This is a genomic window from Streptomyces sp. NPDC059454 (assembly GCF_042749965.1).
Classification (GTDB): Bacteria; Actinomycetota; Actinomycetes; order Streptomycetales; family Streptomycetaceae; genus Streptomyces.
Map to the genome: position 1 here is coordinate 103603 of NZ_JBHYVC010000009.1, position 22142 is coordinate 125744.

General features: G+C 70.7%; 22 protein-coding genes and 1 pseudogene. 17 read left to right on the forward strand and 6 right to left on the reverse strand.

Annotated features, from left to right (window positions below; genetic code table 11):
- Nucleotides 1-40: 40 nt before the first annotated feature.
- The 7 genes from ACFXAE_RS09225 (at nt 41) to ACFXAE_RS09255 (ending at nt 6586) form a co-directional block, all read left to right on the forward strand.
- Complete coding sequence (locus ACFXAE_RS09225; protein WP_107486432.1) at nt 41-592, forward strand: F0F1 ATP synthase subunit B; 552 nt, start codon at nt 41-43, stop codon at nt 590-592.
- A complete protein-coding gene (locus ACFXAE_RS09230; RefSeq protein ID WP_384710420.1) occupies nt 589-1404 on the forward strand; it encodes a F0F1 ATP synthase subunit delta in 816 nt (271 codons plus the stop codon). The genes ACFXAE_RS09225 and ACFXAE_RS09230 overlap by 4 nt, the downstream gene beginning before the upstream one ends.
- Nucleotides 1405-1538: 134 nt before the next feature.
- Nucleotides 1539-3128, forward strand: a complete 1590-nt coding sequence (atpA, locus tag ACFXAE_RS09235) for a F0F1 ATP synthase subunit alpha (RefSeq protein ID WP_384710423.1) — start codon at nt 1539-1541, stop codon at nt 3126-3128.
- Nucleotides 3129-3149: 21 nt separating this feature from the next.
- Nucleotides 3150-4067 carry a F0F1 ATP synthase subunit gamma gene (locus tag ACFXAE_RS09240; protein WP_384710426.1) on the forward strand — a complete coding sequence of 306 codons (918 nt, stop codon included), beginning with the start codon at nt 3150-3152 and terminating at the stop codon, nt 4065-4067.
- Entirely contained in the window at nt 4067-5503 is a 1437-nt protein-coding gene (atpD, locus tag ACFXAE_RS09245; RefSeq protein WP_384710429.1) for a F0F1 ATP synthase subunit beta, read from the forward strand. The genes ACFXAE_RS09240 and atpD overlap by 1 nt, the downstream gene beginning before the upstream one ends.
- A gap of 130 nt (nt 5504-5633) precedes the next feature.
- Nucleotides 5634-6011, forward strand: coding sequence for a F0F1 ATP synthase subunit epsilon (locus tag ACFXAE_RS09250; protein WP_037935965.1), 378 nt, complete (start codon nt 5634-5636; stop codon nt 6009-6011).
- Between the two features lie 128 nt (nt 6012-6139).
- On the forward strand, nt 6140-6586 hold the full coding sequence (locus ACFXAE_RS09255) for a DUF2550 domain-containing protein (protein WP_384710433.1): 447 nt from the start codon (nt 6140-6142) through the stop codon (nt 6584-6586).
- A gap of 68 nt (nt 6587-6654) precedes the next feature.
- Here the strand turns inward: ACFXAE_RS09255 and ACFXAE_RS09260 are convergent, their stop codons facing one another.
- The 3 genes from ACFXAE_RS09260 to ACFXAE_RS09270 all read right to left on the reverse strand — a co-directional run bounded on the left by ACFXAE_RS09260 (nt 6655) and on the right by ACFXAE_RS09270 (nt 10448).
- A complete protein-coding gene (locus tag ACFXAE_RS09260; RefSeq protein WP_384710436.1) occupies nt 6655-8478 on the reverse strand; it encodes a glycosyl hydrolase family 18 protein in 1824 nt (607 codons plus the stop codon).
- 138 nt (nt 8479-8616) lie between these two features.
- Complete coding sequence (locus ACFXAE_RS09265; RefSeq protein ID WP_384710439.1) at nt 8617-9258, reverse strand: response regulator; 642 nt, start codon at nt 9256-9258, stop codon at nt 8617-8619.
- The gene (locus ACFXAE_RS09270; protein WP_384710442.1) at nt 9255-10448 is read right to left on the reverse strand and encodes a sensor histidine kinase; all 1194 of its coding nucleotides are present in this window, start codon (nt 10446-10448) and stop codon (nt 9255-9257) included. The genes ACFXAE_RS09265 and ACFXAE_RS09270 overlap by 4 nt, the downstream gene beginning before the upstream one ends.
- A gap of 152 nt (nt 10449-10600) precedes the next feature.
- On the opposite strand from ACFXAE_RS09270, the gene ACFXAE_RS09275 reads away from it, so the two are divergent.
- The gene (locus tag ACFXAE_RS09275; protein ID WP_384710444.1) at nt 10601-11185 is read left to right on the forward strand and encodes a hypothetical protein; all 585 of its coding nucleotides are present in this window, start codon (nt 10601-10603) and stop codon (nt 11183-11185) included.
- The gene (locus ACFXAE_RS09280; RefSeq protein ID WP_384710447.1) at nt 11182-11370 is read left to right on the forward strand and encodes a DUF5708 family protein; all 189 of its coding nucleotides are present in this window, start codon (nt 11182-11184) and stop codon (nt 11368-11370) included. Before ACFXAE_RS09275 ends, ACFXAE_RS09280 begins: the two co-directional genes overlap by 4 nt.
- Here ACFXAE_RS09280 and ACFXAE_RS09285 read toward each other — a convergent pair.
- Nucleotides 11367-11939, reverse strand: coding sequence for a cob(I)yrinic acid a,c-diamide adenosyltransferase (locus ACFXAE_RS09285; RefSeq protein WP_384710450.1), 573 nt, complete (start codon nt 11937-11939; stop codon nt 11367-11369). The genes ACFXAE_RS09280 and ACFXAE_RS09285 overlap by 4 nt on opposite strands.
- 215 nt (nt 11940-12154) lie before the next feature.
- Here ACFXAE_RS09285 and ACFXAE_RS09290 point away from each other — a divergent pair, with 215 nt between their 5' ends.
- The 4 genes from ACFXAE_RS09290 (at nt 12155) to ACFXAE_RS09305 (ending at nt 15459) form a co-directional block, all read left to right on the forward strand.
- Entirely contained in the window at nt 12155-13039 is an 885-nt protein-coding gene (locus ACFXAE_RS09290; RefSeq protein WP_384710453.1) for a hypothetical protein, read from the forward strand.
- Nucleotides 13036-13461, forward strand: a complete 426-nt coding sequence (locus tag ACFXAE_RS09295) for a hypothetical protein (protein ID WP_384710456.1) — start codon at nt 13036-13038, stop codon at nt 13459-13461. Before ACFXAE_RS09290 ends, ACFXAE_RS09295 begins: the two co-directional genes overlap by 4 nt.
- 229 nt (nt 13462-13690) lie before the next feature.
- The gene (locus ACFXAE_RS09300; protein ID WP_384710458.1) at nt 13691-14428 is read left to right on the forward strand and encodes a HEAT repeat domain-containing protein; all 738 of its coding nucleotides are present in this window, start codon (nt 13691-13693) and stop codon (nt 14426-14428) included.
- Nucleotides 14422-15459 (forward strand): MerR family transcriptional regulator, encoded by a 1038-nt coding sequence (locus tag ACFXAE_RS09305; protein WP_384710461.1) that lies wholly within the window; start codon nt 14422-14424, stop codon nt 15457-15459. The genes ACFXAE_RS09300 and ACFXAE_RS09305 overlap by 7 nt, the downstream gene beginning before the upstream one ends.
- 247 nt (nt 15460-15706) lie before the next feature.
- On the opposite strand, the pseudogene ACFXAE_RS09310 reads toward ACFXAE_RS09305, so the two are convergent.
- Nucleotides 15707-16333: pseudogene (locus ACFXAE_RS09310) on the reverse strand (ATP-binding cassette domain-containing protein); the annotation flags it as partial.
- Between the two features lie 90 nt (nt 16334-16423).
- Between ACFXAE_RS09310 and ACFXAE_RS09315 the strand changes: the two are divergent.
- Nucleotides 16424-17059, forward strand: a complete 636-nt coding sequence (locus ACFXAE_RS09315; RefSeq protein ID WP_384710463.1) for a TetR/AcrR family transcriptional regulator — start codon at nt 16424-16426, stop codon at nt 17057-17059.
- 6 nt (nt 17060-17065) lie between these two features.
- Here ACFXAE_RS09315 and ACFXAE_RS09320 read toward each other — a convergent pair whose 3' ends face one another.
- Nucleotides 17066-17728, reverse strand: coding sequence for a 1,4-alpha-glucan branching protein (locus ACFXAE_RS09320; RefSeq protein WP_384710466.1), 663 nt, complete (start codon nt 17726-17728; stop codon nt 17066-17068).
- Between the two features lie 227 nt (nt 17729-17955).
- Here ACFXAE_RS09320 and ACFXAE_RS09325 point away from each other — a divergent pair, with 227 nt between their 5' ends.
- The 3 genes from ACFXAE_RS09325 (at nt 17956) to ACFXAE_RS09335 (ending at nt 22125) form a co-directional block, all read left to right on the forward strand.
- The gene (locus tag ACFXAE_RS09325; RefSeq protein WP_384710469.1) at nt 17956-18804 is read left to right on the forward strand and encodes a 3-hydroxyacyl-CoA dehydrogenase family protein; all 849 of its coding nucleotides are present in this window, start codon (nt 17956-17958) and stop codon (nt 18802-18804) included.
- 154 nt (nt 18805-18958) lie between these two features.
- On the forward strand, nt 18959-19282 hold the full coding sequence (locus ACFXAE_RS09330) for an STAS domain-containing protein (RefSeq protein WP_030223853.1): 324 nt from the start codon (nt 18959-18961) through the stop codon (nt 19280-19282).
- Between the two features lie 263 nt (nt 19283-19545).
- On the forward strand, nt 19546-22125 hold the full coding sequence (locus tag ACFXAE_RS09335; RefSeq protein ID WP_384710472.1) for an ATP-binding protein: 2580 nt from the start codon (nt 19546-19548) through the stop codon (nt 22123-22125).
- Nucleotides 22126-22142 lie beyond the last annotated feature (17 nt).

A 22142-nucleotide genomic window follows, 5' to 3' on the forward strand; every position in this document is an offset into this window, starting at 1 on the left:
CGAGCCCTGACGACCGACCCTTTCGACGAAAGGCACTGATGTGACATCCGCCCTGGTTTTCCTGGCGGCCGAGGGTGAGAAGGAGAACCCCCTCGTCCCGCCGTGGCCGGAAGTTGTCATCGGCCTCATCGCTTTCGTCATCGTCTTCGGTTTCCTCGCCAAGAAGCTCCTCCCGACCATCAACAAGGTCCTGGAAGAGCGTCGCGAGGCCATCGAGGGCGGTATCGAGAAGGCCGAGGCCGCGCAGACCGAGGCCCAGAGCGTCCTTGAGCAGTACAAGGCTCAGCTCGCCGAAGCCCGGCACGAGGCCGCGCGTCTGCGCCAGGAGGCGCAGGAGCAGGGCGCGACGCTCATCGCCGAGATGCGGGCCGAGGGCCAGCGTCAGCGCGAGGAGATCATCGCCGCCGGTCACGCGCAGATCGAGGCCGACCGCAAGGCCGCCGCGTCCGCGCTGCGCCAGGACGTCGGCAAGCTCGCCACCGACCTGGCCGGCAAGCTCGTCGGCGAGTCCCTCGAGGACCACGCCCGGCAGAGCCGCGTGATCGACCGCTTCCTCGACGAGCTCGACCAGAAGGCCGAGGCCGCGCGATGAACGGAGCGAGCCGCGAGGCCCTGGCAGCCGCACGTGAGCGTCTCGACGCGCTGACGGACTCCACGTCCGTCGACGCCGGCTCGCTCGCCGCAGAGCTGGCCGCCGTCACCGCGCTGCTCCACCGCGAGGTGTCGCTGCGTCGGGTCCTCACCGACCCGGCGCAGGCCGGTGAGGCCAAGGCCGACCTGGCCCGGCGCCTGCTCGGCTCGCAGGTGGGCGGCGCGACCGCCGACCTGGTGTCCGGCATGGTGCGTTCCCGCTGGTCGCAGTCCCGCGACCTGGTGGACGCGCTCGAGGAGCTGGCCGACGTGGCCGACCTCACCGCCGCCCAGAAGGCCGGCGCGCTCGACGACGTCGAGGACGAGCTGTTCCGGTTCGGCCGGATCGTCTCCTCCAACACCGAGCTGCGCGCCGCGCTGACCAGCCGGAGCGCCACCGTCTCCGCCAAGGGCGAGCTGCTGCGCAGCCTGCTCGGCGGACGGGCGAACGCGGCCACCGAGCGTCTGGTCACGCGTCTTGTGACCGCGCCGCGGGGACGTAGCCTGGAGTCGGGACTCGAGTCCCTGTCCAAGCTCGCCGCCGAGCGCCGCGACCGCATGGTGGCCGTCGTCACCTCCGCGGTGCCGCTGAGCGACCAGCAGAAGCAGCGCCTGGGCAACGTCCTCGCGAAGCTCTACGGCCGCCGGATGCACCTCAACCTCGACGTCGACCCCGGGGTCGTCGGCGGGATCCGGGTGCAGGTCGGTGACGAGGTCATCAACGGCTCCCTCGCGGACCGGCTCGAGGACGCCAGCCGCCGGCTGGCCGGCTGAGCAGCACACTTCTTCATAGCAGTACGTACTTACGGCCCTGGTTGGGCCGTGCAGAGGATTCACCTCGTATCGGGGGGAGTCCCCATACCCCCCAAGTGAAACTTCGGGCCCAACAAGGAGAGCAGGGAACTCAGATGGCGGAGCTCACGATCCGGCCGGAGGAGATCCGGGACGCGCTGGAGAACTTTGTCCAGTCGTACAAGCCGGACGCGGCCTCGCGCGAGGAGGTCGGTACGGTCACCGTTGCCGGCGACGGTATCGCGAAGGTCGAGGGCCTGCCCTCGGCCATGGCCAACGAGCTGCTGAAGTTCGAGGACGGCACCCTCGGCCTCGCCCTCAACCTCGAGGAGCGCGAGATCGGTGCCGTCGTCCTCGGTGAGTTCAGCGGCATCGAGGAGGGCCAGCCGGTCACCCGTACCGGCGAGGTGCTGTCCGTCGCCGTCGGCGAGGGCTACCTCGGCCGCGTGGTCGACCCGCTCGGCAACCCGATCGACGGCCTCGGCGAGATCGAGACCGAGGGCCGCCGCGCCCTCGAACTGCAGGCCCCCACGGTCATGCAGCGCAAGTCGGTGCACGAGCCGATGGAGACGGGCTACAAGGCCGTCGACGCCATGACCCCGATCGGCCGTGGTCAGCGCCAGCTGATCATCGGCGACCGCCAGACCGGCAAGACCGCCCTGGCCGTCGACACGATCATCAACCAGCGCGACAACTGGCGCACCGGCGACCCGAAGAAGCAGGTCCGCTGCATCTACGTCGCCATCGGCCAGAAGGGCTCCACCATCGCGTCGGTCCGCCGCGCGCTGGAGGAGAACGGCGCGCTGGAGTACACGACCATCGTCGCCGCCCCGGCGTCCGACCCGGCCGGCTTCAAGTACCTGGCGCCGTACACCGGTTCGGCCATCGGTCAGCAGTGGATGTACGAGGGCAAGCACGTCCTGATCATCTTCGACGACCTGTCGAAGCAGGCCGACGCCTACCGCGCCGTGTCCCTGCTGCTGCGCCGCCCGCCGGGCCGCGAGGCCTACCCGGGCGACGTCTTCTACCTGCACTCCCGCCTGCTGGAGCGCTGCGCGAAGCTCTCCGACGACATGGGCGCCGGCTCGATGACCGGTCTGCCGATCGTCGAGACCAAGGCCAACGACGTGTCGGCGTTCATCCCGACCAACGTCATCTCCATCACCGACGGCCAGTGCTTCCTGGAGTCGGACCTGTTCAACGCCGGTCAGCGCCCCGCGCTGAACGTCGGTATCTCCGTCTCCCGAGTCGGTGGTTCCGCGCAGCACAAGGCGATGCGCCAGGTCTCCGGCCGTCTGCGCGTGGACCTCGCCCAGTTCCGTGAGCTGGAGGCGTTCGCCGCCTTCGGTTCCGACCTGGACGCCGCGTCGAAGGCGCAGCTGGAGCGCGGTCAGCGCATGGTCGAGCTGCTGAAGCAGAACCAGTACGAGCCGATGGCCACCGAGGACCAGGTCGTCTCCGTCTGGGCCGGCACCACCGGCAAGATGGACGAGGTGCCGGTCGCCGACATCCGCCGCTTCGAGAAGGAGCTGCTGGAGTACCTGCACCGCAAGGAGCAGGGCCTGATGACCTCCATCAAGGAGGGCGCCAAGATGTCCGACGACACGATCCAGGCGATCGGCGACGCCGTGGCGGAGTTCAAGAAGCAGTTCGAGACGAGCGACGGCAAGCTGCTCGGCGAGGACGCCCCGTCCGCCGCCAAGTGACGTAAGGAAGGGACCTGACTCATGGGAGCTCAGCTCCGGGTCTACAAGCGTCGCATCCGATCCGTCACCGCGACCAAGAAGATCACCAAGGCGATGGAGATGATCGCCGCCTCGCGCGTCGTCAAGGCGCAGCGCAAGGTGGCGGCCTCCACGCCGTACGCACGGGAGCTCACCCGCGCGGTCACGGCGGTCGGAACCGGGTCGAACACCAAGCACCCGCTCACCACGGAGGCGGAGAACCCGGCCCGTGCCGCGGTCCTGCTCCTCACGAGTGACCGCGGTCTGGCCGGCGCCTTCAACTCCAACGCCATCAAGGCCGCGGAGCAGCTGACCGAGCGCCTGGAGCGCGAGGGCAAGCAGGTCGAGACGTACATCGTCGGCCGGCGCGGTGTCGCCCACTACAACTTCCGCGAGCGCAAGATCGCGGAGACGTTCACGGGCTTCACCGACGAGCCCTCGTACGCGGACGCCAAGAAGGTCGCGGCCCCGCTGATCGAGGCGCTCGAGACGGAGACGGCGGACGGCGGCGTGGACGAGCTCCACATCGTCTACACCGAGTTCGTGTCGATGATGACGCAGACGGCGGTCGACTCCCGGATGCTTCCGCTGCGCCTCGAAGAGGTCGCGGAGGAGACGTCCACCAAGGGCGAGATCCTGCCGCTGTACGACTTCGAGCCCTCGGCGGAGGACGTCCTCGACGCCCTGCTGCCGCGGTACGTCGAGAGCCGGATCTACAACGCGCTGCTCCAGTCGGCCGCTTCCAAGCACGCCGCCACGCGGCGCGCGATGAAGTCGGCCACCGACAACGCGGGCGAGCTGATCAACACGCTCTCCCGTCTTGCCAACGCGGCCCGCCAGGCCGAAATCACCCAGGAAATCAGCGAGATCGTCGGTGGCGCCAGTGCCCTGGCCGACGCGAACGCGGGGAGTGACAACTAATGACCACCACTGTTGAGACCGCGACGGCCACGGGCCGCGTCGCCCGGGTCATCGGTCCGGTCGTCGACGTGGAGTTCCCCGTCGACGCGATGCCGGAGATCTACAACGCGCTGCACGTCGAGGTCGCCGACCCGGCGAACGCGGGCGAGCTCAAGACGCTGACCCTGGAGGTCGCCCAGCACCTGGGTGACGGCCTGGTCCGCACCATCTCCATGCAGCCCACCGACGGTCTGGTCCGCCAGGCCCCGGTGACCGACACGGGCTCCGCCATCTCCGTGCCGGTCGGCGACTTCACCACCGGCAAGGTGTTCAACACCCTCGGTGAGGTGCTGAACAGCGACGAGCAGTACACGGGCGAGCGCTGGCCGATCCACCGCAAGGCGCCGAACTTCGACGAGCTCGAGTCGAAGACCGAGATGTTCGAGACCGGCGTCAAGGTCATCGACCTTCTCACCCCGTACGTCAAGGGTGGAAAGATCGGTCTGTTCGGCGGTGCCGGCGTCGGCAAGACGGTGCTCATCCAGGAGATGATCTACCGCGTCGCCAACAACCACGACGGTGTGTCGGTGTTCGCCGGTGTCGGTGAGCGCACCCGTGAGGGCAACGACCTCATCGACGAGATGAGCGAGTCGGGCGTCATCGACAAGACCGCCCTGGTCTTCGGCCAGATGGACGAGCCCCCGGGCACCCGTCTGCGCGTGGCGCTGGCCGGTCTGACCATGGCGGAGTACTTCCGCGATGTGCAGAAGCAGGACGTGCTGTTCTTCATCGACAACATCTTCCGCTTCACCCAGGCCGGTTCCGAGGTGTCGACCCTGCTCGGCCGTATGCCCTCCGCGGTGGGCTACCAGCCGAACCTGGCCGACGAGATGGGTCTCCTCCAGGAGCGCATCACCTCGACCCGTGGTCACTCGATCACCTCGATGCAGGCGATCTACGTCCCCGCGGACGACCTGACCGACCCGGCCCCGGCCACCACCTTCGCCCACCTCGACGCGACGACGGTGCTCTCCCGTCCGATCTCGGAGAAGGGCATCTACCCGGCCGTGGACCCGCTGGACTCGACGTCCCGCATCCTCGACCCGCGGTACATCGCGGCGGACCACTACAACGCCGCGATGCGCGTGAAGAACATCCTGCAGAAGTACAAGGACCTGCAGGACATCATCGCGATCCTCGGTATCGACGAGCTCGGCGAGGAGGACAAGCTCGTCGTCCACCGTGCCCGTCGCGTGGAGCGCTTCCTGTCCCAGAACACCCACGTCGCCAAGCAGTTCACCGGCGTCGACGGGTCGGACGTCCCGCTGGACGAGTCGATCGCGGCCTTCAACGCGATCTGCGACGGCGAGTACGACCACTTCCCGGAGCAGGCGTTCTTCATGTGCGGTGGCATCGAGGACCTGAAGAACAACGCCAAGGAGCTGGGCGTCTCCTGAGCCTCGTGCTCGGTGTGAGCCATCCGGCTCACCCTTGAGGGGGCGGGCGCGTCCCGCCCCCTCGTCCACGCCCCTTAGACTTGTAACCAACACCCGGCACAACCGCCGGGTGGTGACCCGAGGAGCCACCTTGGCTGCTGAGCTGCACGTCGCGCTGGTCGCGGCCGACCGAGAGGTCTGGTCCGGCGAGGCCACCCTGGTCGTCGCGCGCACCACGTCCGGCGACATCGGCGTCATGCCCGGTCACCAGCCGCTGCTCGGTGTGCTGGAGTCGGGCCCGGTGACCATTCGTACGCGTGAGGGCGGGACGGTCGTCGCCGCGGTGCACGGCGGTTTCATCTCGTTCGCGGACGACAAGCTGTCGCTGCTGGCCGAGATCGCCGAGCTGTCGGACGAGATCGACGTCCAGAGCGCGGAGCAGGAGCTCGCCCGCGCGAAGGCGGAGGACGACACCGAGGCCGAGCGCCGCGCTGATGTCCGTCTGCGGGCGGCGACGGCGGGGCGCTGATCCCGGCGCGGTGAGATGACGTCACTCAGCCGCGGCCGGCACCGGAGCGATCCGGAGCCGGTCGCGGCTGAGGCAGATCTGGATGATTTTTCCGTTCCGTTACCTAGGAGACGAGGAGGTCGGTGCCGATGGTCCTCGCTCTGACTGTGTGCGGAATCGTGGTGGCCCTCGTGCTGGTGGGGCTCTTCGTCTTCGGCCTGCGCCGCCGCCTCATCCAGCGTTCCGGCGGAACGTTCGACTGCAGCCTGCGCTGGGACGCGCCCGAGTCGGGCGACTCCGGCGGCAAGGGCTGGGCGTACGGGGTGGCACGTTACAACGGTGACCGGGTCGAGTGGTTCCGGGTGTTCTCCTACGCGCCCCGTCCACGCCGCGTCCTGGAGCGTTCCGCGATCGAGGTGGCCGGCCGCCGGCTGCCCGAGGGCGAGGAGGAGCTGGCGCTGCTGACGGACTACGTGGTCCTCGCCTGTCTGCACCGGGGGACTCGACTCGAGCTCGCGATGACGGAGGACGCGCTGACCGGCTTCCTCGCGTGGCTCGAGGCGGCCCCGCCCGGACAGCGGGTGAACGTGGCGTAGCCGCGTCCGCCCTCCCCCGGACGAAGGCCGGAGGAGGGCGGAGGTTGTCGCGTGGTACCGCTGGAGAGTTACTTCAGGCCGCTGTCGATGGCGGTCACCAGTTCACCGTTCGTGGTGTCACCGCTGAACTCCCAGAAGAAGGCACCGCCCAGGCCCTGGTTCTTGGCCCAGGACATCTTCGTGCCGATGGTGGCCGGAGTGTCGTAGGACCACCAGTTGGTGCCGCAGTGCGCGTACGCCGTGCCGGCGATGGTGCCGGTGGCCGGGCAGGAGTTCTTCAGGACCTTGTAGTCCTCGATGCCCGCCTCATAGGTACCGGGGGCCGCGCCGGTCGCCGAGCCGCCGGGGGCGGACTGGGTGACGCCGGTCCAGCCGCGGCCGTAGAAGCCGATGCCGAGCAGCAGCTTGCTCGCCGGGACGCCCTTCGCCTTCAGCTTCGCGATGGCGGCGGCCGAGTTGAAGCCCTCCTGGGGGATGCCGTTGTACGACGTCAGCGGCGAGTGGGGGGCCGTGGGGCCGTCCTTGTCGAAGGCGCCGAAGTAGTCGTACGTCATCACGTTGTACCAGTCGAGGTACTGCGCGGCGCCGCCGTAGTCGGCCGCGTCGAGCTTGCCGCCGTTCGAACCGTCGGCGGTGATGGCGGCGGTGACCAGGTAGTCCTTGCCGAACTCGGCGCGCAGGGCCTGGGAGAGGTTCTTGAAGGCCGCCGGGCCGCTGGTGTCACAGGTGAGACCGCAGGCGTTCGGGTACTCCCAGTCGATGTCGATGCCGTCGAAGACATCGGCCCAGCGCGGGTCCTCCACGACCTGCTTGCAGGACTTGGCGAACGCGGCCGCGTTCTGCGCGGCCTGGCCGAAGCCGCCGGAGTAGGTCCAGCCGCCGAAGGAGTACAGCACCTTGATGTGCGGGTACTTCGCCTTCAGCTGGCGCAGCTGGTTGAAGTTGCCGCGCAGCGGCTGGTCCCAGGTGTCGGCGGTGCCGCTGACGGACTGGTCGGCGGTGTAGGCCTTGTCGTAGGCGGCGTAGGTGTCGTCGACGGTGCACTGGCCGTTCTTGACGTTGCCGAACGCGTAGTTGATGTGGGTGATCTTGGCGGCCGTACCGGACGTCACCAGGTTCTTGACGTGGTAGTTGCGGCCGTAGACGCCCCACTCGGTGAAGTAGCCGAGCTTGACCTTGTCGCCGGTGGGCGGCTCCTCGGTGTTGCCGGTGGTGCGGACCTTCACCGCGCCACTGGCCGGGCCGGTCTGGTCGGCGGTGTCACGGGCCTGCACGGTGTACGAGTAGTCGGTGCCCTTGCTGAGGCCGGTGTTCGTGTACGAGGTGCCCGTCACGGTGGCGACCTTGGCGCCGTCGCGGAGCACGTCGTAGTTCTTGACGCCCTTGTCGTCGGTCGCCGCCGACCAGGACAGCTTCACCGAGGTGTCGGTGATGTCGGAGGCGGTGGGGGTGCCGGGCGCGGACGGGGCCGCGTCACCGGGGACCTCCGGGCCGCCGTCGCAGCTGCCGCCGTTGAGCTTGCAGCCGGCGGGGGCGCCGGAGCCGCTGCCGTTGAAGCCGAAGGAGACCGAAGCGCCGGGGGCGAGGGTGCCGTTCCAGCCGAGGTTCTTGGCGGTCCAGTGGTCACCGGAGTTGGTGACGGTGGCGTCCCAGGCGGAGGTGACCTTGGTGCCGGAGGGGAAGTCCCACTCGACGGTCCAGGAGCTGAGGCTCGTGGTGCCGGTGTTCTTCACCGTCCACTTGCCCTCGAAGCCGGAGCCCCAGTCCTGGGTCTTGGCGTAGGTGGCGGTCGCCGAGGTCGCGGCCTGGGCGGGGCTCGCGAGGGCGACGAGGCCGGAGAGGGGGAGCAGCAGGGTCGCGAACCCTGCGGCGGCTCTGTGTCTGAAGCGCATGCTGCGCCTCCTTATGGGGGAGAAGCCGTCGGGGGTGTGACTGAGCCATCACACCCGCAGTGCCGTGAGAATAGAAAGGTCTGGACCACCGGTCAATAGGTCTGGACCACCTGTCCTCGCCGTCCCCCTGTGCTTCCGCTAGATTCCCAACTCTTGTGCCAGCACCGCCGCTTGTACCCGGCTGCGCAGCTCCAGCTTGCCCAGCAGACGGCTGACGTGCGTCTTCACCGTCGCCTCCGCCATGTCGAGACGGACCGCGATGTCGGCGTTGGACAGCCCTTCGCCGACACAGGACAGCACCTCGCGTTCGCGCCGGGTGAGAGCGTCCAGCACCGCCGGATCGGGGGTCACCCGGCGGGCGGGCTTCGCGGCGAACTCCGCGATCAGCCGCCGGGTGACGGCCGGGGCGACGATGCCCTCCCCGCGCGCCACCGTGCGCACCGCCGTGATGAGGTCCTTCGCCTCCGTGTTCTTCAGCAGGAACCCGGCCGCCCCGGCCCGGAGCGCCCCGAACACGTACTCGTCGAGGTCGAAGGTGGTCAGCACCAGCACATCGGCGAGCCCCTCCCCGACCACCTGCCGGGTCGCGGACACCCCGTCCAGGCGTGGCATCTGCACGTCCATCAGCACCAGGTCGGGGCGGAGTTCACGGGCGAGGACCACCGCCCGCTCGCCGTCGCCCGCCTCGCCGACCACCTCGATGTCGGGCGCACTGCGCAGGATCAGCACCAGTCCGGCGCGGACGGCGGACTGGTCCTCGGCGACCAGGACCCGGATCATTCCATCTCTCCTTGGGCGATGTCGGTGACGGGAAGCGAGGCGCGTACGACCCACAGCTTGCCGTCCGGGCCGCTCTCCGGTGCCGCCTCGAACGTGCCGTCCAGCAGGGCCACCCGCTCCCGCATGCCGACGAGCCCGGCCCCCGAGCCCGGCGCGCGCGGGGTGTCCCGGCCGCCGTACGGGCTGGCCACCCGGATGTCGAGGCCGCCGTCGAGGCGGCGCAGCCGCACGGCGACCTTCCCCGGCGCGGCATGCTTCAGCGCGTTCGTCAGCGACTCCTGCACGATCCTGTACGCGGCGAGCTCGACCGGTGCGGGCACGGAGTCGTAGGTGGCGTCGAGGGCGACGTCCAGCCCGTTGGCGCGGGCGCCCTCGACCAGGGCGCCGAGGCTGTCGAGCGTGGGGGTCGCGGCCGGTTCCCGGTCGTCGTCCCCGTCCCGCAGGATGCCGATGAGCCGTCGCATCTCGGACAGTCCCTGGACGCTGTTCTCCCGGATGACGGTGAGCGCCTCGCGGGAGGTCCTCTCGTCCTCCAGGGAGAGCGCGGCCGTGGAGTGGATGGCGATCGCGGAGAGGTGGTTGGCGACCATGTCGTGCAACTCCCGAGCCATCCGGGCGCGTTCCGCGGTCACCGCCTGGGTGCGGTCCATCTCCGCCAGCAGCGCGGTCTGTTCGGCGCGCAGCCGAGCCGCGTCGGCGGCGTCGCGGTGGTTGCGCACGATGAGGCCGGTCGACGCGGGCGCGAACGACACGACGCCGACCGCCACCCCGATCAGCAGCGCCTCGGGCACCCGCCACACGACGTACGGCACCAGCGATGCGGCGATGCTGATCAACCCGGTGATCCAAGGGATGCGACGGGCGGAGGCGGGCGTGCCGTACAGGACGGCGGCGTACATCAGGTCGGTGTACATCAGGAGGGTGGCGATGCTGCCCTGGGTGAGGGTGTCCGTGGTCAGGGCGGCCGTGCCGGTCAGTACGGCGGTGCGCGGGGCGGCCCTGCGCAGCAACTCGCAGCAGGCCATCACGAACAGCGGCAGCAGGATCGGCCAGCGGCCGTCGAACAGCACGATCGGCTCGTCGGCCGGCCGGGTGCCCAGCCCTATGCCCCACAGCAACAGTCCGCCGAGCAGTCCGGCGAGCGCGACCCACACGTCGAAGCGGCGGGGGCGGGGCAGTCGTACGGCCATGGCACCATCCAACACGCTGCGCGCACCCGGCGCCTGATCCCCGCGGACGGTCCTGGACTGCATCTTTCGATGTACCGCGAGTTCATCGGCGGCGACGACGAAGCGGGCCGCTTCGCACGGGAGCCTGAAGGGGTGAACGAAGGGAGTGCGTCGTGGTCGTCGCTCTGATCATCGCCTGCGAGGTCGGATTCTGGGTCCTGCTGGTCCTCGGGCTGGCCGCCCGCTACCTGCTGAAGTGGCGCCGCACCAGTGTGTTCCTGCTGCTGTGCGAGCCGGTCCTGGAACTGGTGCTGTTCGCCGTGACGGCGATCGACCTGAGGAACGGCGCCGAGCCGGGCTGGGAGCACGGTCTGGCCGCGCTGTACATCGGCTACACGGTCGCGTACGGCCACTACACGATCCGCTGGCTCGACGGCCACGCCGCCCACCGCCTGGGCGGCGGCCCGCCGCCGGTGAAGCCCCCGCGCTACGGCAGGGCCCGGGCCGCGCACGAGGGCCGGCTGTGGCTGCGCACGCTGCTGGGCGCGGCCGTGGCGTGCGCACTGCTCCAGGGAGCGGTCTGGTACGTCGGCGACGAGGGTGACGTCTCCTCCCTGCGCGCCTTCCAGTGGGTGGCGATCAGGGCCGCCGCCATCCACGGCCTGGTGGCCCTCGGCTACCTGATCTGGCCGAAGAAGGCCCCGGCCGGGACGCGGGAGGTCACGACCGGGCGGCAGAAGGAGGAGGCACCCCGGTGAACCGGGCGTCGAAGAACCTGCTGGAGGGTGCGGTCACCCTGCTGGTCGGGTCGGCCCTGTGGCTGTTCACCGGGGACGTGGAGGTCCCCGTGGTCACCTTGACCAAGGTCGGCGTCGTGCTGATGTGTGTCGGCGGCGCGCAGACCGCGTGGGGCCTGTACCGGGCCGCGCGCCGGCCGGCCTAGCGTTCCCCGCCCGGCACCCACAGCACGTCCCCGGTCTCCTTGTTCGCGATGCGGGCCAGGATGAACAGCAGGTCGGAGAGCCGGTTGAGGTAGGTGGCGGTGAGGGGGTTCATGGTGTCGCCGTGGACCTCCAGGGCCGCCCAGGTGGAGCGCTCGGCCCGGCGTACGACCGTGCAGGCCTGGTGGAGGAGGGCCGCGCCCGCCGTACCGCCGGGCAGGATGAAGGAGCGGAGCTTCTCCAGCCGCTCGTTGAAGCGGTCGCAGTCCGCCTCCAGCCGGTCGACGTAGAACTGCTCCACCCGCAGCGGCGGGTACTCGGGGTTCTCCGCCACCGGCGTCGACAGGTCGGCGCCCACGTCGAACAGGTCGTTCTGGACACGGGTGAGGACCTCGACGACCTCCTCCTCCAGACCGCCCAGCGCGATCGCGGTGCCGATCACCGCGTTCGCCTCGTTGGCGTCGGCGTAGGCGGAGATCCGCAGATCGGTCTTGGCGACCCGGCTCATGTCACCGAGGTTCGTGGTGCCCTTGTCGCCGGTCCGGGTGTAGATACGCGTCAGGTTGACCATGGGGCCAGCCTAGTTACGCTCCGGCCGTGCGGCAGGCGGGCGGAGCCTTCCACTGCAACAACTGCCGTCCTCTCCCCCAGCACAAGTGCGGAGACTGCGGCCGCACGGACCGTAGTCTCGCGTCCTGGCCAGCTGGCCCTCTCTGCCCCGCCTGCCATGGACGCCGACGCCGCAATCCGGCACCCTGCACTCTCTGCGGCACCACCCGGGTCCTTGTGGGACCGAATGAAGCCGGCGGCGAAGCATGCGGGCCCTGCTGGGGCATCGACGTCGACTTCACCTGCCAACGCTGCGCCTACCCCGGCGACATCTACGCCGACGGGCGCTGCACGCGATGCGTCGCCAGTGACCGGGTCCGCGATCTCCTCAGCGGCGAAAACGGACAGCTTGTACCCCAACTCGTCCCGCTGGCAGAGGCACTCATCTCGGCCACCTCCCCTCGCTCCGTCATCAACTGGCTGAGCCGAAGCGGCGGCCGGCTGCCGGCGAACCCGGTCGCGGGACAGGCTGAGATCACTCATGATCTGCTGGACGACCTTCCTCAGGACCACGACACACGCGCGGTCCGAAACCTCCTGATCACCACACAAGTTTTGCCCAGCCGCGACGAGTTCCCGGCGCGCCCGGAGATCTGGCTCCGCCAGGCCCTCGAACCTCTCCCCTCCCACCACCTTCGGATCATCCGCCCCTTCGCCGAGTGGGCCATCGTGCGCGATGCCCGACGTAGATCCTTCCGCAGCCGCCATCGCGAATCCTCAGCGACCGCGGACCGAGGAGAGATCCGAACGGCCATCGAGTTCATGGTCCGGCTAGACGCTAGCGACCTCGCCTTGTCGAACCTGGCACAGTCCCGGTTCGACCTATGGCTCGTCACAGCCTCACCGACCCGCCGCAAGGCAGTCGGCGCATTCATACGCTGGACCAACGCCCGCCGACTGACACGCCAGCTTGAAGCCCCCACGCGGCCCCGAGCGCAACGGCCGTGTTCCACGACGACGCCGAACACCACGACCAACTTCTTCGGTGCCTCACTGACCAGGATCTCCCTCGCGACGTCCGCATCGCAGGAGCCTTCGTCCGCCTCTATGCCCTACCCGTGACCCGAATCGTTCACCTCACGACGGACTGCTTCAAGCGCGACCAGGACGGCGCCTACATCACGTTCGACAAGGCCCCCGTCCTGCTGCCCCCGACTCCGGCCCGCCTCATCGACCAGCAGATCGCCAATCCCGTGACGCGATCCATGTCGCAACCGGCTCCCGGCAGCGGACCAGCGTTCCTCTTCCCCGGACCCTTGGCACATCAGCCTCGACGCCCGCAGGGCCTGGCAACGCAGCTCCTTGAACTCGGGTTGCCGACCCTCGCGGCCCACAACACGGCGATGATCGCCATCACTGCTGATCTCCCACCGATCGTCACCAGCGACCTCTTCGGCGTCCACGTCAACACCGCCGTCGAGTGGTCCGTACTGGCGCAGGACAGCTGGGCGGACTACCTGGCAGCCCGGAAAGCCACCGAATAGCGCACGGCCGGAACGCTGCCGCTTCATCAGTAGACCAGGCCGCCGTCGACGCGTTCCGCGCGATGCTCACCGCCCGCAAGAACCCGCGGCCCTGAACGCCGCGCTGCGACCAGGACGTCGCCGTATTCGCCGGCCACTAACTTGACCTTGACACGGTGACAAGGTTTTCACTTGGGCTCAGGAGGTGGTCCCGATCAACACGACCGACGTAACCCCGCAGAACACCCGTGTGACCAACGCCCTGGGCGCCGAGGACTCGTCGGTCCGGCTTCAGACGGCCCTGGCGGTCGGCTCGAACCCCGACCCCGTGTTTCTGGAGACGCTCGTCGAGCGGTGCGCGGTCGAGCCGGACTTCTTCGTACGAGACATGCTGTCCTGGGCGCTGACCCGCCTCCCGCCGGAGACCACCCTGCCCCGGATCCGCCATGAGCTCGACTCCGAGCGCACCCAGGCTCGCAGCCAGGCGCTGCACACACTCTCCAAGATCGGCGACAAGAGCACGTGGGCCTGGGTCACCCGCGACATGTTGCGGGACGCCGACGACGAGGTCGCGCGGACCGCGTGGCGCGTCGCGGTCGTCCTCGTGCCCGAGGGCGAGGAGAAGGACCTGGCCGACGAACTGGTTCTGCAACTCGGCCGTGGCGACCGCACTGTGCAGCTGAGTCTTAGCCGGGCCTTGGCCGACCTCGGTGACGTGATCAGGTCGGCCCTGGAGAGGGCCGCAGAGAGTTCCGACCCGGCGGTGGCGGCGCACGCCCGTGCCACCGAGTTGCTCCGGCAGAACCCGGAGACCGGTTTCGACGTGGCCCTCGACGAGGCGAAGCGCGTGGTCGCACTCGGTCCGGAACGAGCCGCTGCCGCCGCGCCGGCAGGCACCGAAACCTCGGAGGCCGCCGAGCCCGCGGAGACGACCGAGTCGATGGAGGCCGCGAAGGCTGCAGAGGCATCGGAGGTCGGGGATTGCTGATCGGCGATGTGGCCCGCCGCTCCGGGGTGAGCACCCGGATGCTCCGGCACTACGACGCCCTGGGGTTGGTGCGGCCCACGGGCCGCACTGCCGGCGGCTACCGCGAGTACTCCGCCGAGGATGTCCGCAGGATCTTCCATGTGGAGAGCCTGCGGTCCCTCGGGCTCTCGCTCAAGCAGATCGGGCGCGCGCTGGAGGACCCGGCCTTCACGCCGTCCGCCCTGGTCAGCGACCTCATCCGGCGGACTGAGGACCGCCTGGTGCGGGAACAGGAGCTGCTCGAGCGGCTCCGTGCGATCGACGCGTCGGCGCCCACCGACTGGCAGGGAGTGCTGCGCATCGTCGCACTCATGCGGGAACTCAACTCGCCCAGCGCCGCGCGCAGACAGCAGGCCGTCCTGGCCCGGCAGGAGGACGCGTCGGTACCCGCCGACCTGCTGGCTGGGGCGGTCCTGACCGAATCAGACCCGCACGTCGCAGGCGCCCTGCGCTGGGCGCTCGCCCGATCGGGCGGCGACGGTGTGGCGACACTGTACGCCGGCACGCACTCGGGGGACGCTGACATCCGGCGGCGCGCGGTGCTGGCGATCGCCGAGCTGCCGGATGCTCCGGGTGCTACCGCGGTGCTCGCGGACGCCCTCGGGGACCCGGACACGACGGTGCGCAGGCACGCTGCTCTGGCCCTGGGCAGGCAGGGCGTGGCCGCGGCCGTGCCCACACTCGTCAGCATGGTGGTGGAGGGCTCCAACGACGTGGACGCGGCGGAGGTTCTGGGAACGTTGTCCCTGGACCCCCGGTGCACGGACTGGATCACGACCGCCCTGGTCGACGAACTGGCCGCGTCCACCGCGGACCCCGTGACACGGATCCGCCTTACCCAGGCGCTGGTCGAGCTCGCGGGAACCACCGCGCAGGAGGTCCTGCGCCGACTGGCCCACGACGACGACAGCGCTGTCGCCCTCGTCGCCTCAGCCCTTGTCGGAGTTCTCAAAGAGAGGCCCCTCGAGGACCAAGCTGACGAGCATTCCTGAAAGCGCGATCTGAACGAGGCATCAGCCATGGCCTCTCAAGGCGCTTCACGAGAGGCTCGCCTGGGAGGCAGAAGGTGTCACGGGCATAGCTGGACGGCAGTGTGTGCACACCGCAGGTGCGTCTCGGCCCGGGAATCACCGGGTGAGCGCCTCGGCCACCCGGACGCTGGCGGAGGGTCGGTACTCATACGTCGATCCTCCGGGCGGCCGAATAGCGCAGCTCCGGAAAACTGCCCCTTCACCCGTACAGCCGGTCCGCGAGCGCGTCCGCCTCGTCGAGGTAGTGGGTGGTCAGGAACACGGTGGTGCCGTGCTTGTCGCGCAGCCGCCGCACCAGGTCCCAGAGGCCGGCGCGGCTGCCGGGGTCGAGACCGGTCGTCGGCTCGTCCAGGAACAGCACCTTCGGGCGGTGGGTGAGCGCCATCGCGATGTCCAGACGGCGCCGCTGGCCGCCGGAGAGCGCGGCGCACTTGCGGTCGAGCAGCCCGGTGAGGTCCAGGTCGCGGGCCAGCTCCTCGGCGCGCTCGACGGCCCGCGCCGTGCCGAGCCGGTACAGGCGGCCCTGGGTGACCAGTTCCTCCCGCACCGTGATCTGCGGATCGACCCCGCCGGACTGGGCCACGTAGCCGCAGGCCCGTCGCACCCCGGCCGGGTCGGTCGCCAGGTCGTGTCCTGCGACGGTGGCCGCGCCGCCGGTGGGGGCGAGCAGGGTGGTGAGCATCCGCAGGGTGGTGGTCTTGCCGGCGCCGTTGGGGCCGAGGAAGCCGAGGATCTCGCCCTCGCGGACGGTGAGGTCGATACCGCGCACGGCGTCCACCGGGCCGCGCCTGGTCTGGAAGGTACGGGCCAGTCCGGCCGTACTGATGATTGCCATGACCCCAGAAAAACAGAGTCATTGAAATTTTGCAATAACACCAAATTTTCATGAAGTCCAATGATCTTCGGGTCGACCTACGATGAGGGCATGGCAGAGGGGCTCAGGGAGCGGAAGAAGCGCGAGACCAGGCAGCGGATCTCGGACATCGCCACCGGGCTCTTCCTGGAGCACGGCTTCGTGACCGTGACGATGGCGGAGGTGGCGGACGCCGCCGATGTGTCCGTGAACACGGTCTACAACTACTTCCCCGCCAAGGAGGACCTCTTCTTCGACCGCTCCAAGGGGGTCGTCGACCAGCTCGCCCGCTGGGTCCGCGCCCGGGACGCGGGGGAGTCGGCCGCCCGCGCCGTCCTGCGCGAACTGCGCGCCGACATCGAGGCGGTGTCGCCCCGGGTCGGCCTGATGGAGGGCTACGACCGCTTCATGCGGGTCATCCACGACTCCCCGCAGCTGCGCTCCCGGCTGTGGAGCCTGCAGCAGGAGGTCCAGGACAACCTGGAGGCGGCGCTCCGCGAGGAGACGGACGCCGCCCCCGACGACCCGCTGCCGGGCCTGGTGGCCGGCCAGATCTGCTGGATCCACGGCACCGTGTTCGTCACCATCGGCCGGGAGATGATGAAGGGCCGCGCGCCGGCCGAGGTGTCGCGCGAGGTGCTCGGACTGGTCGACGACATCGAGGAGCTGCTGAGCGACCGGGTGCTCGGTTACGCGGCGCGCGGCTGAACCGGGCTACGCCGGAGGGGGCGTGTGCAGGACGCACAGCAGGCCCCGCGCGCGGGTGCCGTCCGGCAGCTCCCACGCGCCGGCGACATGACCCGCCGCCCCCGGCCCGGGAAGCGGCGTGCCGTCCGGGGCGGGCAGCAGGGTGCGCAGGACCCGCAGGGCCGTGCCGTCCGGCGCGGACAGCTCGGTGTGCTCCGGGGTGTCCTCGACGGCGGCGAACTCCGCCGGGACCGGGGTCTCGCCCGCGCAGGCGCGGGTGACCTCCTGGTCGGGGGTGCCGCTGACGCTCTGGGCCTGGGCCCGCACGCGGCCCTCGACCAGTGCCGCCAACTCGGCGACGGCCACCGGGTCGTGGCAGCCGTCGTAGACCCAGCGCCGCCCGAGGACACCGTGCTCCGCGGTGCCGACGAGGGCGTGCTCCGCTCCGTCGAGCGGAGCGCCCCGGTAGGTGAGCGGCACCAGATAGGCGGCCGGCCCGGTGCCGGAGGAGTCGGTCACCACCATGAACTCGATGCCGACCTCCCCCTTCGGGTCGTCGAGCCGGAAACCGCCGGCCCTGGCCAACTGCGGTCCCTCCGCGTCCCCGTGGTACCAGGGGCGCGAGGGCAGCCAGGCGGCCAGCAGTTCCAGCTTGGTCGGCTCGAGGGTGGTGCGGTGGATCACGGCCATGCCGAGGTTCTCCTCCGTCGATCGGACACCGGCCCCCACACCCTCGCATCCGCCGCCCGCGCGGTGACCGCCTTTCCGCCGAGTCGCCGGGCCCGTCGGGGGAGACGTGACAGGGGTCTCATCAGGTGAGACGTGAAACGCGTTACTAAGTCGCTCACACGGCCCCCCGCGCCCGCTAATGTCCGCCCGTAGAGAACAACGACAGCGCGTATCAGGGGAGTCGCACAGTGGCACGCAAGCTCGCCGTCATCGGGGCCGGCCTCATGGGATCCGGCATCGCCCAGGTCTCCGCCCAGGCGGGCTGGGACGTCGTCCTGCGGGACGTCACCGACGAGGCGCTCACGCGCGGCACCGACGGGATCAAGGCGTCGTACGACAAGTTCGTGAGCAAGGGCAGGCTGGAGGCGCACGACGCCGACGCCGCCCTCGCCCGGATCACCGCGACCACCGACCTGGACGCCTGCGCGGACGCGGACGTCGTGGTCGAGGCGGTGTTCGAGAAGCTCGAGGTCAAGCACGAGATCTTCCGCACGCTCGACAGGATCGTGCGCGAGGACGCCGTCCTCGCCTCCAACACCTCCGCCATCCCGATCACCAAGATCGCGGCCGTGACGGAGCGCCCGGAGCGGGTCGTCGGCACCCACTTCTTCTCGCCGGTCCCGATGATGCAGCTGTGCGAACTGGTCCGCGGCTACAAGACCAGCGACGAAACCCTCGCCAGGGCGCGGGAGTTCGCCGAGTCGGTCGGCAAGACCTGCATCGTCGTCAACCGCGACGTCGCCGGCTTCGTCACCACCCGCCTCATCTGCGCCCTCGTCGCCGAGGCCGCCAAGCTCCACGAGTCGGGCGTGGCGAGCGCCGAGGACATCGACCTGGCCTGCAGGCTGGGCTTCGGCCACGCCATGGGACCGCTGGCCACCGCCGACCTGACCGGCGTCGACATCCTGCTGCACGCCACGGACAACATCTACACCGAGTCCCAGGACGAGAAGTTCGCCGCTCCCGAGCTGATGCGCCGGATGGTTGACGCCGGTGACATCGGCCGCAAGAGCGGGCAGGGCTTCTACGAGCACTGACACCGCGCACTCGCCCCGACACGCATCACACGCCGGGGTGAATTCGGTATCGGTTCGCTCACAGGCAGCAACCTCGGACGCCGCCGCGCAGTCAGAGGTTGCATCACCGGCCATCAGAAGACGCGGAGCACGAGACGTCACACGGGGAGCGCATATGTACATCAGGGGCGACCACGCCGAGCTGGTCGTCGGGGGCCGCCTCGACGTCCGCAGCGCGGCGGACGCCCGTACGGTCCTGCACTCGGCCGTCGACGACGGAGCCGGCGACCTGGTGCTGGACCTGTCCGATCTGGACTCCTGGGACGCCACCGGACTCGGTGTGATCATGGGGGCCCACCGACGGGCCGGCCGTTGCGGCCGGCGCCTGGTGCTGCGGGACGTGCCGCCGCAGATGCAGCGCCTGCTGGTGGCCACCCGGCTGCACCGGATCCTGGCGATCGAGGGGGGCATCGGGGTGGACACACTGCCTCGTGTATGAGGGCGTACGGGTGCGGGACGGGCGATCCCCCGAGGACCCGGACCGACCTCGGCGAACCGTGCGACGCGCACAATCCTCACGAGACTGTGACGTCTCGGGCCGCGCGGTACCCCGGACTGTCGTAGATACTGAGCGAAGGTTTAGGGTTCGGCTGCCTGCTGCCCTGTAAACCCTGAGCGGGCCCGGACCAGAAGCGACAGCGCGGTGTGCGGCGAGGCCGGGAGGGGCTTCCACCACACGACGCTTTTGGGGGGCTAGGACCTATGGACCCGAACAACCCGGGACCCGAGGAGTACGGCCACGAGGGAGGGGGAGCCTCCCGGTCATGGGGGTCCCCCCGTTCGGGCGAAGCCGGGAGCGGGGGAGAACTCGGGACCGGGGGAGGCTCGGCGTCGCGCCAGCGTCCGCCCCGGGAATCCCTCACGTCCGACTTCGGACAGCACGCGCCCGTGCTCGCCCGCACGGTGCAGCTCGTCTCCGGCGACTTCCTGCTGACCGTCAACCCCGTCGACGGCAGCGAGATCGAGCCCTGCCCGCCCGCCGAACGGCCGGCCCGCCCCGTGAAGCTCACCGAGGCCGAGCGCGCCGGGGCCGAGCGGACCGCCAGGCCGCCCGTCCCGCCGGGGCCCGCGCAGCTTCCGCTGCCGCTGCTGGCCCGTCAGGACGAGCGCGAGAAGCTGGTCCGGCTGCTGGCCCGCGGCCGCTCCGTGCGCCTCACCGGCCCGGCCGGCTCCGGCCGCACCCGGCTCCTCGACATCGTCGCCGAGGACTGCGCGGACCTCGCCCCCGACGGCGTCGTCCGGCTGAACGGCCACCGCCGCTCGGCCGACGACCTGCTGTACGACCTCTTCTGCGCCGTCCACAACGCCCCGCTGCACCGCCCGGACCGGGACGAACTCGCCGACCGCGTCCGCGAGATCGGCGCCGTCGTCGTCCTCGACGACCTGGAGTTCGGCGGCGCCGCCCTCGACGGGCTGCTGGACGCCACCCCCGAGTGCGCCTTCCTGCTCGGCGTCACCCCGGACGTGCCCGAGCCGTCCGCCGACGCCGGCATCGAGGAGGTCGCCCTCCCCGGTCTCGACCGCGCGGCCGGTCTCGACCTGCTCGAGCACGCCGTCGGCCGGGCCCTCACCGAGGACGAGTCGAACTGGGCCGGCGACCTCTGGTTCGAGTCCGAGGGCCTGCCGCTGCGCTTCGTCCAGGCCGGTGCCCTGCTACGGCAGCGCGACCGGCTGCGGGCCGGCGCCGGCGCCGTCGACGAGTTCGGCGTCTTCGAGGACGTACGGCCCGACGAGGCCTCCTACGACCCCGCGGACGGCGAGGAGGTGCCGCTGCCCTCGCTCGGCGAGGCCGCCGCACCCGCCCCGCTGCTCGCCTCCCGGCTCAGCGCCTCCGCCCGCGCCACCCTGCGGTTCGCCGTCGCGCTCGGCGGCGAGGTGCCCCACCAGGCGCATCTGCCCGCCCTGGTGGGCGACACCCACGCCGACGCCGCGCTCGGCGAGCTGGCCGCCTGCGGACTGGTCTCCCCGGCCGGCTCCCGCTACCGGCTCGCCGCCGGGGTGCCGGCCCAGCTGGAGGCCGCCGGGTACGCCGACGAGGCCGAGGACCGGGCCCGTGCCGCCGCCCAGCACTACGCCTGGTGGACCGGGCACCCCTCGGTCACCCCGGAGCGGGTCTGCGCCGAGGCCGACGCGGTGCTCGCCGCGCTGTCGCCGCTCACCGCGGCCACCACCGAGGGCGAGCGGAGCACGGCCGTACAGCTGGCCCGTACCGCCGCGCCCGCGTTCGCCTCGGGCCTGTACTGGAGCGCCTGGGAGAAGGCGCTGCGGGCCGGTGCGGAGGCCGCCCGGCTCGCGGGGGACGTGGCGGAACAGGCCTACTTCCACCACGAGCTCGGCATCCACGCGCTGTGCGCCGGACAGTTCGACCGGGCGCGCGCCGAACTGGAGGCGTCCATCGGGCTGCGCGGCGCCCTCGCCGACAAGCGCGGCACCGTCGCCGGACGCAGGGCGCTGGCCCTGGTCGCCGACCGCTCCGGAACCCCGCTGACGATCGTGCCGACCGCGGAGGAGGAGGTGCCCGAGGCCCACTACGAGGAGTCGGCCCCACCGCCCCGCGGGGTGCCGACGGCGTTCCCGGAGCTCCAGCCGCCCTCCGACACCGCCCTGGTCGTCCACCGCACGGTGCCGTCGCCGGCCGCGCCGTCGGCCAAGCCGGGCGGCGGTCTCAAGGGACTGGCCAAGCGCAACCTGGTGGCGGCCGGCGCGGGCGCGCTGCTCGTCGCCGTGCTGGGCACGGTGGTCACGCTGGGCGCCACGTCGGAGAACGACGCCGGCACCCCGTCCGAGAACGTCGGCGTCAACCCCTCCGCCAGCCAGGGCGTCGACGAGGGCAGCCTCGGCGCCGACCGGGCGGCGAAGGAGGGCGACGGCGACACCGGCGAGGCCACCGGCCGGCCGACCGACCCGGGCCCGGACGGCACCCTGGGCACCTCCGACGACCCGACGCCCACGGCCAGTCCGTCCGGGGAGCCGTCGGACGACGAGAGCAGGACGACGAAGCCGGGTGAGCCGTCGAAGTCGGCCTCGCCGAGCTCGAAGCCGACCGGGACGTCGAAGCCGCCGGCGTCGTCCGAGTCGCCGACCGGGCCCTCGACTCCGCCGACGCCGACGGAGACCGAGACCACGCCGGAGCCGACCGAGACCGAGACCACGCCCCCGGAGGAGCCGTCCACCACCGACTCCGCGAGCGGCTCCGTCTCCTCCTCACCCGTGGAGACGAGCGCGAGCGCCCCGCAGAGCAGCGGCGCGGGCACGCCCGGCAGCTCGGAACAGGTGATCTGACCCGTGGACACGACCGA